Raw genomic sequence first — 16284 nt, 5'->3', positions numbered from 1 at the left:
CTTTCGAAGTTGATAATGATTTTCATTCTACATTAATCATAATCAGTTATTTTCCATTTGTCAATAACTATTCGATTGATTGTAAAAGCGCTTTATTTTCTTCTCGGATTCTTACTTTTAATAAAATTAAATTACAAACTGAAAAGATTACAGTTGTAATATACGCATGAAACATAATAGGTATTACTAATAATTCTATGGTAACGATTATATAATTTGGATGCTTGATATACTTATAAAGCCCACGTTTTACTAATTTTTCATTAGGTAAAATTATTATTTTTGTATTCCATCTTTCTCCTAATGTTGAAATAACCCATACCCTTGCTAATTGTAATATGATAAAAACGATGAGGAGAAAAGTAAAAAATCTAATTTCTATATATCGAATGAAATAATTCTCAATTAGAATTGAAATAAAAAACATGCTATGTAAGATGATAAAAAATTTATAATGCTCTTGGCCATATTCAAGTGCGCCCCGCATTTTTAATTTTTTTTCATTATTCTTTGCTATGCCTAGCTCAATCACTCTTTGAATGATGATGAATAAAAAAATAATCTTTAACATTAGCATTCTACCCACTTTAACAGTGATAACTCTGAACTAAACCCTGGTCCTAAAGCACAAAGAAGACCGTGCTCATTCGTTTTTCCTAACTTCATATACTCACTTAACACAAATAACACAGTACAAGATGACATATTTCCATATGATTTTAAAATATTTAAGGAAATTTCGATATTCGCTTCGGAAAGATCTAATGAATCGATATATGCGTCCAATACTTTTTTTCCTCCAGGATGAGCAATGAAATGGGTAATATCCCTAATTGTTAGTTCATATTGCGTTAAAAAATTTGAAACAACTGGTTGTAACCAATTTTTTACGATCGAAGGAATATCCCTTGAAAAAATGACAAATAAACCATCATTCCGAACATCCCATCCCATTACGTCTAATGAATTAGGCATTAGAGTTGAATTAGTTTGTTCAATTGACGGTAAAGATTTATGGATCGTTCGATTTTTCAACTCACTCTCATCGCCAATAACTAAAACCGCTGCTGCTCCATCAGCAAATAATGAAGTTCCTATTATATTACTTTTGGAAAGATCTTCTTTTTGAAATGTTAAACTACATAATTCAACTGCAACTAGTAAAATATTTGACTTTGGATGGGCTTTACAATAATCAAATGCTCTAGATATACCACTAGCACCACCGGCACACCCTAAGCCCCATATAGGAATTCTCTTAATCGAAGAATTAAATGGCAGGATATTTGCGATATGAGCATCAATTGTAGGGGTTGAAATACCAGTCGAAGAGACAAAAATAATTCCATCTATTTTTTCATATTGAATTTCCGAAGATAGAAATTCATTACTTGTCAAACAGTTTTTAATAGCTTCTATTGATAATTCAATTGAGATTTCAGTGTAAGCCTGATTTTTTTGCTCAAAGCTATGCTCTTCGCTATACCAAGAAAGCTCCTTAGAAATATATCGACTTTGAATCTCGCCGTTTTGAAATACAGATAATAAACGATCGATTGAAGGGTATCTTTTCAAAAAAAGTTCTCGAATAAAAGGTACTATATTTTCCTGATCGATTTTATATTTTGGCACAGCTTTCCCAACAGATAAAATTAAAGGCATAATTTCCCACTCCTTATAGTCATTACCTTTTGTATTAAATTGGAAAATTATTCTTAAATACTTGAAAAACCTAGAATAGAAATAAGATGACATAATAGGCTCAAAAATTTGTAAAATTTAATTCGTAGCAAAATTTAAACAAAAAAAAGACAATCCACTATTCATTCATGGACCATGAACAAATAATAAGAATTGTCTAAGCGTTTCAAAGGAGTTTTCTTTCTGTTGTGCAGTTTTAGTATATCTCATTTTACTCGAATCTACATTCGCAATTATTTCCATTAAAAAGCTTCTAATATATCCTCCACAATATTTCTAATTTACAATTATGATTTATTTACTTCTTCCAACTCATACAATTTTGTATATTTTGATTCTAAATAATCAACAAAATATTTCACATTTAATTCTTCACCTGTAACATCCTTCAAAATTTGTTGTGGTTCCTTCATTGCACCATATTGATGAATATTTACTTTTAACCAATCAAGAATTGTTTGAAAATCATTCGTTTCAATTAATTCACTAAAATTTGGTAATTCTTTTTCCATTGTTGCTTTAATTTGAGCAGCATACATTGCACCTAATGCATAAGTTGGAAAGTATCCAAAATGCCCCATTGACCAATGTACATCCTGTAAAACACCTTCTCGATCAGTTTCAGGAATTATTCCTAGATACTCCTCCATTTTTTGATTCCAAATTGAAGGAAGTTCTGAAACTTGAATTTTTCCATCTAATAAATCCTTTTCAATTTCATAACGAATCATTACATGTAAAGGATAGGTTAATTCATCAGCTTCAATACGAATAAACGAAGGCTTACTATTATTTATCACTTTATAAAATTCATTTAGAGAGACATGATCTAACACTCCATTAAGTTGCTCTCTTAACTTAGGATAATTTGCTTTCCAGAATTCATAGCTTTGTCCAATTATCTTTTCATATAAAAGCGACTGAGATTCATGAATACCTAACGACGCTCCTTGAGCAATCGGTAAACCTTCCAAATCTTTGGAAATGTTTTGCTCATATAGTGCATGACCACATTCATGAATTGTACTAAAAATGGCTTTTTCAAAATTATGTTCATGATATTTCGTTGTTACTCGAACATCACCTATATTCAGAGAAGTAGCAAAAGGATGTGGAGTTGGATCTAATCTACCGGCATCAAAATTATAACCAAGAGATGCTAATAATTGTTCACATATTTCTTTTTGTTTTTGCGTCGAAACAAATGCTTTCATTTCATCTTTTTCAAAGTTTTTCCCACTAGTCGATACAGCTTTAACAATCGGTACTAATTTATTTCTTACCTCTGAAAATACTTCATCCAATTTATTTACAGTCATTCCAGGTTCATATTGATCTAAATATGTATCATATTTACAGTCTTTATATCCTAAATATTCAACGAACTTACGTTTATACTCAATTATTTCAGTTAAATAAGGTTCAAATTTAGCAAAATTATTTTCTCCCTTTGCTTCTGCCCAAACACTCTCAGAAATTGCTTGGCATTTAACAAAAGCTTCGAACTCATCAACTGGTATTTTCGTATTTCGATCGTACTGCTTTCTTAAGTATTTTACAGTTTTTTCAACTTCCAATGAACATTTGCCTGCACTAATGGCTTCTTCCATTGTTATTAAATAATGAGCCATATCTTTTGAAATGCTCATTTTAAATACATCGGCTGATAATTGACTAATTACATTTGAACGCTGACTTACAGCATTTTTAGGTGCACCTGTTCGAAGATCCCAATATAAAACACTAATTGCTTCTTCAATGTTTAACATTTTTCTTACATAATCTAAAAACGAAGCTTCATAATCTTTTAAGCTCATCAAAACACCCACCTTTTAAAATCAAATTATTGAGTCAGCTAAATAGTAACATAAAAAATATATGGATAAATAAGAATTATCATATTTTTCAAACAATATTTCTCGACAAAATGAATATTGTCTAATCACTTCGTAAATACTACACATGTCTTTTTTAGATTATCCAAAATTATATTTTGAATATTCCTTGACGGGAATATTCCTAATGAGGTATATTAAATTTATGAATTCGACTTTAATTGCTCTTGCAGAGCCGAACCGGTTACAGATTGTCGAACTCTTACGTGACGGTCCTCTATCAGTCGGTGAAATAGCTGAAAGCTTAGGACTTAAGCAACCACAGGTTTCAAAGCATCTTCGCGTTCTAAGTGAAGCTGGGCTTGTCGAAGTTCAACCAATCGCCAATAAAAGAATTTATAAACTTAGACCCCAGCCGCTAAAAGAAATTGATTCGTGGATTAAGTCATTCCGACACGTCTGGGAACAGAGATTCGATCAATTGGACGATTATTTAAAAAAATTACAAGGCAAATAATCTTAGCTTATTCATTGCACACAATTTAATTAATACTAACAATTATTGAAAGGAGAAGTACCTAGTTTTAAAAAAGGAAATAATGTCTAATTTAGGAAATAATAAAATAAATGGAGGAATTAATAATGAGTAAAAATATGTTTAATGTAGATGAGCAAGGATTAGTTTTAACAAGGGTTGTTGATGCGCCTCGTGAATTAGTATTCAAGGTTTGGTCAGAAGCAGAACACCTTAAAAACTGGTGGGGTCCAACAGGTTTTGAAATGGATGTAGCAACGTTAGAATTTAGACCAGGAGGTAAATTCCACTATAAAATGGAATCACCAGAAGGATTCGTAATGTGGGGATTATTTGTTTTTGGTGAAATTATTGAACCTGAGAAAATTGTTTTTGTTAATTCATTCTCTGATCAAGAAGGTAATATGGTTCGCGCTCCATTCTTTGAAGTTTGGCCATTGGAAATTCAAAACACTTTAACTTTAGAAGAAAATGATGGCAAAACAACGATTACATTAAAAGGTTTTCCAATCAATGCTACTGATGAAGAAGTTGCTGCATTTATTGCAAATAAAGATTCTATGCAACAAGGCTTTACTGGTACATTTGACCAACTAGATGCATATTTAGCTAAAACATCATTATAAGATAAATACCCTTTAAAGCTTGAAAATAGCTTTAAAGGGTATTTTTTAGTGCTATTAATAATAAACAACCTTCGTTTTAGCGATTAAATCATGTACTGTTTTCCGATCTTTTCGGAAGATAAAAAATAGATCAATTAGATACAAAATTCCGATTGCTTCTATAAATATTGCCAAATTCAGCTGACAACCAAAAGCAAATATCGAACGTATTGTCATTGTTTTGAAATCAACTAAGTCATCTGTATCCCTCACAACCATAATACTTAATAATCTTTTTCCTATTGTTTGTCCGTTCCAAATATAAGTAGGTACAATGACGTAAAGTAGGAAAATAAATAATAGCGACCAAATTGAATATAAAAACAGTTGCTTACTACTAAACATAAAGAATTCTAAAATGTCTTTACTTTCTAGCCCAAGTATTAGTAACCCTAGTTTAGAAAATAAAAGATTTAATGAGCCATCGATCCAAGCTGCAAACAATCTTCTAATACGACTTGCCAGTTCAAAATCCATCTAGAACCTCATTCCACATTTTTATAAAAAATGGATATTAATCGATATACACTATTATACTTAGGGGATTTTGATTTTGATTAGTGATTTTTAACTATTTGAATTAATTTTTTTAAACAAGCTGCATAGGTTGTTTTATCAATTTTTATTTATTGTATTACTTATTTTGACGATTGATAAATGTCATATCCCCCTCTTCTTATTAAGATACTTCATTTAAAAAGGACTAATTACTATTTAAATAGAATTATTGAATTTAAATAGTAAATTAGAAAGGAGAACTTTCATGAAGAAAATTTTGACAGGAAAAATGAGTATTACTCAAGCACTATTTGCATGTGCCTTTTCTTCAATAGCGATTACTGTATTAGAAAATTATATACATTATAGTAATCGCTATATTGCTGGTATAGTTGCTGGCTTAATCACTTTTTTCAGTTTTATTTTAGCATTTATCATTTTCAAAAATGAGGAATAAAAGTTTGCATTTATATGAAAGTAATTAATGAGTAGATCAAAATTGCGCATTTAACGGAGAAAAACCTTATTATCCAAGGTTTATTTTTGGTTTACGAAAGCAATTAACTATAAAAAAATAAAACCACTAAAAATAATTAGTGGTCTTATTACTATTTTTTCATATTGGTTTAATATTAATTTTTGATTGTTTAACTGCAACCGTTTTCAACAATTTCTGTAGTTCTCTTAAATCAGTGTCCAACTGATGACGAATCTTTACTACTTCTTGATGATTGTCATTATTTTGATTTTGAGCTTCTTGCAACTTGATTCGTTTTTCTTCAATATTTCGTTCTAAAGATCTGGCTGTTCTAAAAAACATTCAAATTACCTCCTTTTCAAAAAAAGTATGAACACGCTTTCATTTTTAACTATAATACTATAAAAAAAATATCTTAAGACTTTCTAAATGTGAATATTTTTTGAACTTAATTTTGGTTACTTTAGTTCTTCAATATTTCACCTAATTAAATTCAACTCTTCTAAATAAGTAATTGTGAACACGCTTTCATTTTTATCTATGATACTATAAAAAAGTAATTAATTAAATATCTAAATATGTCTATTTTTTGAACTTATTAAAAAAACATAAAAAATAACAACTTGGAATTAATCATTTTTTAATGTTTTCTTTAATAATAAGTATGGGGAGGTTCTTAACAACCTCCATCACACGAATTAGATTATACTAAATTATACAATTTAGAGTATTTATCTTCTAAATAATCAATAAAGTATTTTACATTTAACTCTTCGCCTGTAACATCTACTAATAATTCTTTCGGTTCTTTTAATTTTCCATATTGATGAATATTAAGAGTTAGCCAATTAACAATTTGATGAATCTCGCCGCTTTTTAGGATCGTTTCATAATCGCTTAAATCCTGTTTCATTTTATGCTTAAACTGTGCTGCGTACATCGCACCTAATGCATACGAAGGAAAATAACCAAAATCTCCGCCTGCCCAGTGTACATCTTGAAGAACGCCCTCTCGATCATTTGATGGAACGATACCTAAGTATTCTTCCATTTTATCATTCCATATTTTTGGCAAATCCTTTACTTGTAAATCACCATCAAACAGTTCTTTTTCAATTTCATATCGAACCATTATATGCAATGGATATGTACATTCGTCCGCTTCAATTCGAATTAACGAAGGCTCACTATGGTTTATTGCTTTATAAAATTCTTCTACCGATAAATTTTTAAAATATTCACCAGTTTTCGCAATTAAATTTTCATACTGTGCTTCCCAAAACTCTTTACTTCTTCCGATCATATTTTCAAAGAATAGGGATTGAGACTCGTGTATTCCCATCGATGCACCTTCACATAATGGTGTCCCTATTAAATTCGATGATAAATTTTGCTCATAAAGTGCATGGCCACATTCGTGAATGGTACCAAAAAGCGCACTCATAAAGTTATCTTCTATGTATTTTGTTGTTACACGAACATCGCCAGGATTTAAAGTAATCTGAAATGGATGAACTGTTTCATCTAAACGACCGGAATCGAAATTATAACCTAATTTTTCAAGTATTTCTTCACTAACTTCTTTTTGAAGCTCAATTGAGATCGGTTGTGACAATTCTTTGCGAATTAGTTTAGTTTGCGAATTTGAAATTTTCGCAACTAATGGTACAAGACTTTCTCTTACTTTACCAAAAACTTCATCAAGCTTCACAGTTGTCATGCCAGGCTCATAAAAGCTTAATAAAGTATCATATTTCTTATCTTTGTAGCCCCAATATTCAATGAATTGTTTTTTCATCGCTACAATTTTCTCTAAATATGGTTCGAATTTACTAAAGTCACCTTCATTTTTAGCGTCTTCCCAAGCATTTTCACTTAATGAACAAAGCTTTACATATTCTGCATATTCATTTTTAGGGATTTTACAGTTTAAATCATAATTTTTCCTACATTCCTTAACAGATTTTTCAATGATTTCATTTAAGTTTCCTGTGCCTATATCTTTTTCCAATGAATTTAAATAGTTTTCCATCGTACTTGATGTTGTCATTTCAAATACTTCTGTAGAAAGCTGACTGATGACATTTGACCTTTGTTCAGCTCCATTTTTAGGCGCACCCGTTCTTAGGTCCCAATACAAAACATTAATTGCTTCATTATAATTTTCAATCTTCTTTAAATAGTCAGTAAATTCTTCTTGTATTTTATTAATTACCATTTTTAACCCTCATTTCTAAATTTTAGGATGTTATTTTCATTCTATCATAACTTTTATATTGAATTAATATTAAGCTTAAAAAGCACTTTCATTATCAGAAATCATGTGATTAAGTTTATATAAAAGACATGATTAATAAAAATATAGTACAATACAGCAAGGTGATGTTATGAAAATATTATTATTAGGAGCAACTGGAAGAGTTGGTTCTTTTTTAGTGGATTTATTATTAGAAGCTAAGTATGAAGTAATTGCTTTAGTAAGAGATGAACAAAAAATAACGATTCATCATGAAGCTCTTACAGTTTTAAAAGGAAATACGCTAAATGAAAAAGATTTAAATGTAGCTTTAGAAAACGTAGATGGAGTAATTTCTGCCTTAAATACTGGAGGTGAGAATATTTTATCTAAAACAATGGGACTACTAATCCCTCTTCTTGAAATGAAAAAAATAAGTAGGATTGTTACAATTGGAACTGCTGGTATTTTACAATCAAGAGTTGATCCAACAATTTTACGGTATAAAAGCTCTGAATCAAAACGAAAATCAACAACTGCAGCAACCGATCATGAAAAAGCTTATAACTTATTAAATGAAAGTTTGTTAGATTGGACGATTGTTTGCCCAACTTACCTACCAGATGGTCCAATAACTAAAAATATTAATGCTGAAAAGAATTATTTACCGATTGATGGCCAGCGTATTACAACTGGAGATACAGCTTTTTTCGCATTTAAGGAATTTTTCGAATGCAATTTTAGTAAATCTAGAGTTGGAATTTGTAATTAAAAAAAGCTAGCGAATGCTAGCTTTTTGCTTTTGAAAAACATCCTTGTCAATTAAATTACCCAGTTTTCGTAAAAGGAGTAGAGTGATGTTGATTTCCACTACAGGAAACTCGCTTTCCATGGGGCGAGATTCTTTAGCCTCCTCGGCAAGCCTGCGGGGTCTTTAGCCTTCCCGCTTATCCCATAGGAGTCGAGCATTATCCGCTCCAATCAACTTATTCATCAAAAAAAGTCTGCAATAAATCCTAATCAAATAGCCTTTACTTAGAGTAATCTAACTATTGTATTTAAATCAGCTTAATCAGCTTGTAGCTCAACTAATATCAAACATTAATTAAACTAATAAACTGAATTTATTTATCTAAAAATTAGTCCATAGATATTTTTACCTTCTGAAAAAAATCATTACTAGTGATTATTGGAATCATAAAATTACACAACCATATTAAAATTTAAAATCTTATTAGATCATCCAAAAAATGATAATTTCATCATTATACAAATGTTCATTTAATGTCCATTTCCCTATTGGCCCTTTATATTTCAACACTCTGAAGCTAGCGAATGCTAGCTTTTTTAAGATGGATCAACAGGCAAACTGTTTAAGATTTTTTCTTTCGTTTCAATGTTTAGATCATTCTCAATAAATAAAACGATTTTTCCTTTATCTTCATGACTACGGATTAGTCGTCCAATACCTTGACGTAATCTTAATAACATATACGGCTCATCAATATCGAAGTAAGGGTTTTGTGCATTTTGACGTTTTGATTGGAATACAGGATCATTTGGCGGGAATGGTAGCGCATGAATAATCACTTGACTTAGTGACATTCCTTGAATATCTAATCCTTCCCATAAATGAACAGCACATAAAGAAGCATTAATATCTTCTTGGAATTTTTGTACAATTGAACTAATTTCTTCTTCACCTTCAAAGTATAAATTGAAGTCTAATTTTTCTTTTTCAACTTGCAGTTTGAATTTTTTCATTTCCTGAGTTGAATTGAAGAGAATTAATGTACTTCCGTTATTATCCTTTAACTTCTCAATAATCTTTTCATTCTTTTCCTCAATTTTGGTTGGATCAACTTGATTTAACTCTATTTTCATTTGTTCATCATAATCAAACGGAGAATTGACCGAAAATGATAAGTAATCTTTTATCCCTAAACTACCTGCAATATAATCAAAAGAACTATTTTGAGATAGAGTTGCAGATGAAAATACAATCGGCATTTTTTGATTAAATACTTTTTCTTGTAAAAGCTCATTTACAGCCTTAGGCATGATGACAAGTGTTAATTCATTTTGATTATACTCAATCCATTGAATCGCTGTAATTTCATTAATAAATAAATTTAAGCAACGCTCAACATCATCTAAATGCTCATCAACAATATTTAACTGATATTCATCAATCGTATACATTTCACTTTCAAAGACTAATTCATCACCAATACTACTAATTTGAGACTTTAATCGCCTTGCTAACTTTATTAGTCTTTCATTCATATTCAGTTTAAAACGTCTAGACCCTTCAACTTCTTCGGTATTGTTATCTAATTCAAAAAAGAATTGATCGTACGTTTCTAATGTATCTTCTAGTAATTGTTGGAAGCTTTCACGCGTCCCAGATTGCATTAAAAATGATAAAAATGTATTTAATGTCTCTTGTTGTAGACGATAAGTTAATGATTTTTGACTTGCAAATTCAAGTAAATGTCCTTCATCAAATACTACACAGCTTGGATTAGGTAGTAATGGCAATTGACCTTCACGTTTTCTAGATTCTACCGTCCAAATATGTTCCATATAAAATTCTTGTGAGCATACAATTAGGTCAGTTGCTTTACGATAATGTTCTCTTGATAGAGTTTGTCCACATCTATGTCTTTGTTCACAAGTAGAACAATCCTGGAAATAATCATATGAAATTGTATCCCATTCTTCATCTGTTAAGTCCTTATATTCAGTACGGTCTCCATATGGAGTAAATTTTTGGAGTGTTCCATAATCATTTACAAAGCTTGGTAAATTTTCATAAACCCCTAAAACGGCATCCGATACATCAATTTCTGAACGCTGTAAATCTAATTTTTTTAAACATAAATAATTTGTTGTTGATTTAGCTAATCTAACATCAATTGACAAATTTAAAGCATTCGATAACTTTTCAATATCCCCATTTTTCTTTACTAGCTGTTCGATTAAGGATTCATCAGCACATGCGATAATAGCTGGCTTACCTGTATATCTTGCATAGCATAAACAATATAGCAAATAGACAAACGTTTTACCTGTACCAACACCTGCTTCAGCAAAAATAACTTTCTTTTCTTTAAACGCTCTTTCAACCTGATAAGCCATAAAGATTTGCTCATCTCTTAATTCATAGCCTGCATCTGGTAATAAATCATAAAAAACGTCCCCAATCCATTCCCCTAGCTTTTCAATGAATTGGTCTTGCTTTCCTACCTCAAAAGGTAATTTAGTTGAATGACTCATTGCTACCCCCAAAATGTAAATTAAAAAGAAAAAGTCCTCTTTTGAGAACTTTAATTTTGCAAATTTATTCGATCCATTATATTATTTAAAAATTGTCTCTACCCGCTATCATACAAAAAATGTGAGGGAAAGGCAAGGGAAATAAGGCATGATCACTTAAAGACTAAGGGAAATGTATATTTAGAACTAAATAAATTAGCTTTAAATTCTTCTAGCTCCTTTATCTCCTTCTAGTTAACTTTACTGGCCTTTTGCTTGCCTGATCATTTCTTCAACAACCATTTGAGATTTTAATCCTTCTTCTCCATTGACCAATGGATTTTCATCAGAGTATATACAATTGATAAAATGGTTAATACAATCCTCAAAACCTCTTTGTTTTAATGTTGTGTCCCATGATGATGAAAACGAATTATTTAGTGAGTTATTTTTTTCTACTTCAAAGTTGTTCATATTTTTTACCCTTATAATAGAACCTTCAGTAATTAATTCTAAGCGCTCAAGATTTGTTCCTGCCATCCGGTGCATTACTGTATTAATAGAAGTTCCTTCTATCGATTCAAATTGGTGAGTAGCATACTCTAATTGATTCGTATGAGTAAGTTTGACTCTACCATTTATCAAGTTAACTTCTCCATTTGCCAACCATCTAATGGTATCAACTAAATGTAAATAATCATCCAGCATCGTAAACTCGAATGAATTAGACCCAATTTTATTCTCTCGATGTTTTTCAAATCTAATTACTGCGATATTCTTCGCCTGTTCTTTTGCCTGCACATACATTGGACTGAAACGACGGTTGAATCCAACCATAAGTTTTCGGTTTAGCTTAATACTAAATTCAGTTAATTTTTCAGACTCTGGCAATGTAGCTGCTAGTGGTTTATCAACATATACATCTTTGCCTTTATTTAATAAATACGATACTACCTCAAAATGTGAACTAGTTGCACTATGTACAAATACTGCGTCACTTTGTTCTGCCAGTAATTCCAAACTTTCAAAATCTTTAATTCGATATTGTGAACATATTTTCTTACGTTTTTCTCTATTTGGTGAAAATGCACCAATAAAATCCCAGTTTTCTTCTTTTGTAAGAATTGGTAGATATGCTTTTTGTGCAATATTGCCTAATCCTACCATTCCAATACGTAGTTTTTTCATTTTAGATCAGTCCTTTAAATTGGCTTATTTTTCAAGATTCATTGTAACAAATTATCTTTCTTCATTTAAAAGAAAAATGATTATATTTCAAAATTATCTAATGGCAATAACTTTCGAATTATCGGGAAATCTATAAAATAATCATAAAAATGGTAGTTTGGAGGTGTTTATTTGTACTTATATTCTTTAATTCAAACTAATTTTGATACAAACGATGATATAAGTGTTGTAAGAGATCTTTATTTACTTCAGCATGAGAAGAGTTTCTCTAATGATGAATTTCATGATTTAGTCACTCAATATAAAAGTACTGCAGAAACAAATTGGCATGTTGCACATTTACTTGAAAAAAATCATGGATTTAGAATTGTACCTGCAATTAATTTATAATGACATAACGAATACAATTTTTGTTCAAGATTTGTTCGTAAAAACTTTAACGAAATACGTTATTATAAATAAAAAGGTGCCCCAATCGTCTAAATAGACATTGGGAACACCCTTTTAACCTTTTTACTCTTCGATTCTTCTTGGAGGTCTTTTTCCAAAGTATTGATAATAGTCAGTTTTAATGAAACCATTAAATAATTTACGTTTTTTTGTTGCTGGTTTACCGTAAAATTGTTCAAATCCCTCATGACTAGTAAGTACATACACTGACCATGTATCTAATTTTGTAAAAACATTTCCCATATCTGAATATAACTTTTCAACGTAAGGTCGATCGTTTAATCGCTCACCATATGGTGGATTAGTGACAACATATCCATACTCAGATTTAGTAGTAAAGTCTTTTACTTGCATTTGTTTAAAAGCAATTGAATCTGATAATCCAACTTCATCAGCATTCGCTTTTGAAACATTAATCATTCGATGATCAATATCTGATCCGATTATTTCAAGTTTTTGATCATAATTTGCTAAGTCTTCTGCTTCCTGTCTAGCTTCATTCCATCTTTTTTTCCCGATCCAATGCCAATCTTCAGACGCAAAGCTTCTAAACGATCCTGGAGCGATATTATGGCCAATTAATGCAGCCTCAATCGGAATAGTACCAGATCCACAAAATGGATCAACAAAAGGTAAATCAGCATTCCAATTTGTTAGTAATACTAATGAAGCCGCAAGTGTTTCTTTTAATGGTGCTTCACCTTGATCTACACGATATCCTCTTTTATGTAATCCTTCACGACCAGTAGTGTCAATCGTTAATGTTACGATATCTTTTAAAATAGAGACTTCCACTCGAAATAATGGACCATCTTCAATTAACATACCTTGAATATTTTGGATTGTTTTTAATTTATCAACAATTGCTTTTTTGACGATTGCTTGGCAATCTGATACTGAAAATAATTTTGATTTATGCGATTTTCCTAACACAGGAAATTGACCGTTTCTTGGTATAAACATATGCCAAGGTAAGGCTTTTGTTTTTTCAAATAATTCATCAAATGAGGTTGCCTTAAATTCACCAACACGTAGTTTCACTCGGTCAGCTGTTCTAAGCCACAAATTCGCTTTCACAATTCCAGCTTCGTCCGCTTTAAATAATACTCGACCATTTTCAACTACTACATCTTCAAACCCTAGGCTTTTTATTTCTCTAGCGACCAGTGCTTCGATCCCCATTGCAGCAGTAGCAATTAATGTATATTTCGCCAATTTAACCACCTATCTCATTCAAACTAAGAATGAACTTTTCTTTTCATATTTTCATTTTAATTCCTATTTTCATTATGAACAATTTACGTCGAAATTACAAAAAACTCTCCATAGAATGAAGAGTTTTTAAACAGTTTCATCATTTCATATGTTCTGTAAGCCATGTTCTGTACCATTCGTACTACAAGCGGCTCTCGCCTCGTACTACTAGGTGGTAATCATCTATCTACAGAATAATCTGTCCCTTTCTCTGTTCAATTCCTTTGAAAGGATTCCCCTACCATAATTTGGGTTTCTCACTCGTGGGGTTTACCGCGTTCCACTCCTCTCATTTCTTCGAGGACTACGTCACTGTGGCACTTTAAAGGTAGTAGAACCATATCCGTAAAGGACTTAGGTCCGTTCCCTGCCGTTAGCTGTTTACACAGCTACCCTATCTTATGACTTCGATAGGCACGAACACTACAGCCATCGCAGGACTGTGCGAGCATGGACTTTCCTCAACAACGTCAAGCGTTGCAGCGATTACCCGAACATATTGAAACGAACATTTATTAGTATAGTAAATTATACTTAAGTTTGCAATGCTTTCTTAAAATATAAATTAAGTTAAAATTATTCGAATAGTTTACTACCAAAAACATGCTTCTCTAAATTTGATAATCTTTTTAGAACATCCGTATTCGTATTATTAAATGGTGAAGGTGGAGGTGTAGCTGTGTTCTTTTGATCCTCCAACAATTTTTTATACTTTGCATTTTCTTGTTGTAGGGCTACGATTTGATTTTGAAACGATTCATAGTCTTTAATGATACTGTCTAAGTATTGATCCACTTCCTCTTGATTATATCCTCGCATTGAAACTTTAAATTCTTTATTCAGGATATCTTTTATACTTAGTTTTATTTTTGTTGATTCCATGTGTGTCACCCCAAAACATTTAGAAATATTTACCTTCTATTTTTTCAAACTCTTCATAAATTGTCAATTATCTATTCTATAATTCCCTATATTTATTATCATCATTCTCAAATGACTCATCTGCAATCACTTGTAAATCATCAAATGTGATGATTTCTACAGAATAATTAAATAGTTCATTCTTCTTGTATGCTAAATCATATAAATATCTAGGACTACCTTCTTTTTCATTATCGTAAAATAAAATACATCCGTCACTTTTACTTACTAAAAATTCATTTTTAGCTTTTAGCTGTATTGGAGATTCGTATGGTTTTCTTGAAATTGAGTCGACGTGATCCGCCCCAATTAAGATTTCATTATAATATTCTTTATTTGCTTCATTCCAATTTTTCTCTTGTTCTTCGTAGGGGGTAAAAATACCCAACTTTAATTCGGGATAATCAAGTTGAAGTTCGAATACTACCTCTGCGGCCCATAATTCAGTACCCATTTGCCCTGAAATAATAATCCATTCTAGTTCATCTATAAATAAAAGTATTTTATTTTTAATTGCTTTTTTTATGTACTTAACTGCATCATGTTTATTCGAAAAAATTCCTAATTCAAATGATTTATAACCAGATATAAGTAGTATCTTCATATTACCTCACAATAATAAATTAGGAAGAACTTAAAGTTCTTCCACAAATTAAATTTTATTTTATTAAATACTCTGCATTTTTTCAAATAATTAGTAACAAATATAGATTGTAAGTATAAATTTATCTCGCTAAAATCATTTATTTAAATAATATTCAAATGTAGAAATTTATATAGAGGGAATCTAATATTTAACTTTACATGGTAGTCATAAGCTTAGTGGTAATCAACTATTAAGACCAATTTAAGATCAATATTTCAATATTTGATTGCTGCTCATAGAGGATATTTTATTCCCTTTTAGATTAGTTATTGTGATAGGAATATTATTGTTAAAATTTTTTCGTCGAAATCTTATGATAAAATTACATATAAAGCTTGTTTAAAACTCGTAAAAATAATTAATGTTAATGTAATTGTGAAAAAAAATAAAAAAAGTATTTTGTTCAAAATTATCCTCTCCAATATCCTAAATATACTTTAATGTCAACTTTTTTATTTTATTAGGTTTGAACATATTTCACAACAATAAAATTAATAATGGTTAAAAGTTTAAATATTCTGATTTTTGCGAGTATACACAATGATTGCCGAAAGCACTTTATTCCTTTAAAATGAGTTATGAAATCGTTTTAAATATAGATAATTAATGCAATTCAAGG

16 protein-coding genes and 1 other RNA gene are annotated in these 16284 nt (G+C 30.5%); 5 read left to right on the top strand and 12 right to left on the bottom strand.

Going from position 1 to position 16284, the window contains the following annotated elements; genetic code table 11:
• Positions 1–67: 67 nt before the first annotated feature.
• The 3 genes from BM319_RS01340 to BM319_RS01330 all read right to left on the bottom strand — a co-directional run bounded on the left by BM319_RS01340 (position 68) and on the right by BM319_RS01330 (position 3518).
• Positions 68–571, bottom strand: coding sequence for an isoprenylcysteine carboxyl methyltransferase family protein (locus tag BM319_RS01340; RefSeq protein ID WP_069032252.1), 504 nt, complete (start codon positions 569–571; stop codon positions 68–70).
• Positions 571–1662 (bottom strand): type III polyketide synthase, encoded by a 1092-nt coding sequence (locus BM319_RS01335; protein WP_069031953.1) that lies wholly within the window; start codon positions 1660–1662, stop codon positions 571–573. Before BM319_RS01335 ends, BM319_RS01340 begins: the two co-directional genes overlap by 1 nt.
• A 326-nt stretch (positions 1663–1988) precedes the next feature.
• Positions 1989–3518, bottom strand: coding sequence for a carboxypeptidase M32 (locus BM319_RS01330; protein WP_091021103.1), 1530 nt, complete (start codon positions 3516–3518; stop codon positions 1989–1991).
• A 223-nt stretch (positions 3519–3741) separates the two neighbouring features.
• On the opposite strand from BM319_RS01330, the gene BM319_RS01325 reads away from it, so the two are divergent.
• Positions 3742–4053, top strand: coding sequence for an ArsR/SmtB family transcription factor (locus BM319_RS01325; protein ID WP_091021102.1), 312 nt, complete (start codon positions 3742–3744; stop codon positions 4051–4053).
• Between the two features lie 125 nt (positions 4054–4178).
• Positions 4179–4697 carry an SRPBCC family protein gene (locus BM319_RS01320; RefSeq protein ID WP_254664513.1) on the top strand — a complete coding sequence of 173 codons (519 nt, stop codon included), beginning with the start codon at positions 4179–4181 and terminating at the stop codon, positions 4695–4697.
• Positions 4698–4751: 54 nt separating this feature from the next.
• Here the strand turns inward: BM319_RS01320 and BM319_RS01315 are convergent, their stop codons facing one another.
• A complete protein-coding gene (locus BM319_RS01315; RefSeq protein ID WP_091021101.1) occupies positions 4752–5213 on the bottom strand; it encodes an RDD family protein in 462 nt (153 codons plus the stop codon).
• Positions 5214–5499: 286 nt separating this feature from the next.
• On the opposite strand from BM319_RS01315, the gene BM319_RS01310 reads away from it, so the two are divergent.
• The gene (locus BM319_RS01310) at positions 5500–5691 is read left to right on the top strand and encodes a hypothetical protein (RefSeq protein WP_091021100.1); all 192 of its coding nucleotides are present in this window, start codon (positions 5500–5502) and stop codon (positions 5689–5691) included.
• A 159-nt stretch (positions 5692–5850) separates the two neighbouring features.
• Here BM319_RS01310 and BM319_RS01305 read toward each other — a convergent pair whose 3' ends face one another.
• Both BM319_RS01305 and BM319_RS01300 read right to left on the bottom strand, forming a co-directional pair.
• On the bottom strand, positions 5851–6054 hold the full coding sequence (locus BM319_RS01305) for an aspartyl-phosphate phosphatase Spo0E family protein (RefSeq protein WP_069031948.1): 204 nt from the start codon (positions 6052–6054) through the stop codon (positions 5851–5853).
• Between the two features lie 361 nt (positions 6055–6415).
• Positions 6416–7930, bottom strand: a complete 1515-nt coding sequence (locus BM319_RS01300; RefSeq protein ID WP_091021099.1) for a carboxypeptidase M32 — start codon at positions 7928–7930, stop codon at positions 6416–6418.
• 169 nt (positions 7931–8099) lie between these two features.
• Between BM319_RS01300 and BM319_RS01295 the strand changes: the two genes are divergently transcribed.
• Positions 8100–8720, top strand: a complete 621-nt coding sequence (locus BM319_RS01295) for an NAD(P)-dependent oxidoreductase (RefSeq protein ID WP_091021098.1) — start codon at positions 8100–8102, stop codon at positions 8718–8720.
• Positions 8721–9295: 575 nt separating this feature from the next.
• Here the strand turns inward: BM319_RS01295 and BM319_RS01290 are convergent.
• Positions 9296–11227: an ATP-dependent DNA helicase gene (locus BM319_RS01290; protein WP_091021097.1), complete on the bottom strand. Its 1932-nt coding sequence runs from the start codon at positions 11225–11227 to the stop codon at positions 9296–9298.
• Positions 11228–11467: 240 nt separating this feature from the next.
• Positions 11468–12394: a Gfo/Idh/MocA family protein gene (locus BM319_RS01285; RefSeq protein WP_091021096.1), complete on the bottom strand. Its 927-nt coding sequence runs from the start codon at positions 12392–12394 to the stop codon at positions 11468–11470.
• 171 nt (positions 12395–12565) lie between these two features.
• On the opposite strand from BM319_RS01285, the gene BM319_RS01280 reads away from it, so the two are divergent.
• A complete protein-coding gene (locus BM319_RS01280; protein ID WP_069031943.1) occupies positions 12566–12784 on the top strand; it encodes a hypothetical protein in 219 nt (72 codons plus the stop codon).
• Positions 12785–12907: 123 nt separating this feature from the next.
• Here the strand turns inward: BM319_RS01280 and BM319_RS01275 are convergent, their stop codons facing one another.
• From BM319_RS01275 to BM319_RS01260, 4 genes are all read right to left on the bottom strand, one after another.
• Positions 12908–14059, bottom strand: coding sequence for a THUMP domain-containing class I SAM-dependent RNA methyltransferase (locus BM319_RS01275; RefSeq protein WP_091021095.1), 1152 nt, complete (start codon positions 14057–14059; stop codon positions 12908–12910).
• Between the two features lie 151 nt (positions 14060–14210).
• An RNA gene (gene rnpB / locus BM319_RS01270) (RNase P RNA component class B) lies at positions 14211–14596 on the bottom strand.
• Between the two features lie 78 nt (positions 14597–14674).
• Positions 14675–14980, bottom strand: a complete 306-nt coding sequence (gene gpsB / locus BM319_RS01265) for a cell division regulator GpsB (protein ID WP_025671532.1) — start codon at positions 14978–14980, stop codon at positions 14675–14677.
• Between the two features lie 76 nt (positions 14981–15056).
• Positions 15057–15623 carry an SLOG family protein gene (locus BM319_RS01260; RefSeq protein WP_091021094.1) on the bottom strand — a complete coding sequence of 189 codons (567 nt, stop codon included), beginning with the start codon at positions 15621–15623 and terminating at the stop codon, positions 15057–15059.
• Positions 15624–16284: the final 661 nt, after the last annotated feature.

Origin of the sequence: Bacillus sp. UNCCL81 (assembly GCF_900112535.1) — a bacterium.
Classification (GTDB): domain Bacteria; phylum Bacillota; class Bacilli; order Bacillales; family Bacillaceae_G; genus Gottfriedia; species Gottfriedia luciferensis_B.
Note: the sequence above shows the minus strand (reverse complement) of the source record. Positions and strands in the feature narration are given on the sequence as shown.

Coding starts and splice junctions, on each gene's coding strand:
- BM319_RS01300 (WP_091021099.1), bottom strand. CDS start 7,930: ATGGTAATTAATAAAATACAAGAAGAATTTACTGACTATTTAAAGAAG.
- BM319_RS01285 (WP_091021096.1), bottom strand. CDS start 12,394: ATGAAAAAACTACGTATTGGAATGGTAGGATTAGGCAATATTGCACAA.
- BM319_RS01340 (WP_069032252.1), bottom strand. CDS start 571: ATGTTAAAGATTATTTTTTTATTCATCATCATTCAAAGAGTGATTGAG.
- BM319_RS01330 (WP_091021103.1), bottom strand. CDS start 3,518: ATGAGCTTAAAAGATTATGAAGCTTCGTTTTTAGATTATGTAAGAAAA.
- BM319_RS01260 (WP_091021094.1), bottom strand. CDS start 15,623: ATGAAGATACTACTTATATCTGGTTATAAATCATTTGAATTAGGAATT.
- BM319_RS01335 (WP_069031953.1), bottom strand. CDS start 1,662: ATGCCTTTAATTTTATCTGTTGGGAAAGCTGTGCCAAAATATAAAATC.
- BM319_RS01315 (WP_091021101.1), bottom strand. CDS start 5,213: ATGGATTTTGAACTGGCAAGTCGTATTAGAAGATTGTTTGCAGCTTGG.
- BM319_RS01320 (WP_254664513.1), top strand. CDS start 4,179: ATGAGTAAAAATATGTTTAATGTAGATGAGCAAGGATTAGTTTTAACA.
- BM319_RS01295 (WP_091021098.1), top strand. CDS start 8,100: ATGAAAATATTATTATTAGGAGCAACTGGAAGAGTTGGTTCTTTTTTA.
- BM319_RS01305 (WP_069031948.1), bottom strand. CDS start 6,054: ATGTTTTTTAGAACAGCCAGATCTTTAGAACGAAATATTGAAGAAAAA.
- gpsB (WP_025671532.1), bottom strand. CDS start 14,980: ATGGAATCAACAAAAATAAAACTAAGTATAAAAGATATCCTGAATAAA.
- BM319_RS01290 (WP_091021097.1), bottom strand. CDS start 11,227: ATGAGTCATTCAACTAAATTACCTTTTGAGGTAGGAAAGCAAGACCAA.
- BM319_RS01325 (WP_091021102.1), top strand. CDS start 3,742: ATGAATTCGACTTTAATTGCTCTTGCAGAGCCGAACCGGTTACAGATT.
- BM319_RS01310 (WP_091021100.1), top strand. CDS start 5,500: ATGAAGAAAATTTTGACAGGAAAAATGAGTATTACTCAAGCACTATTT.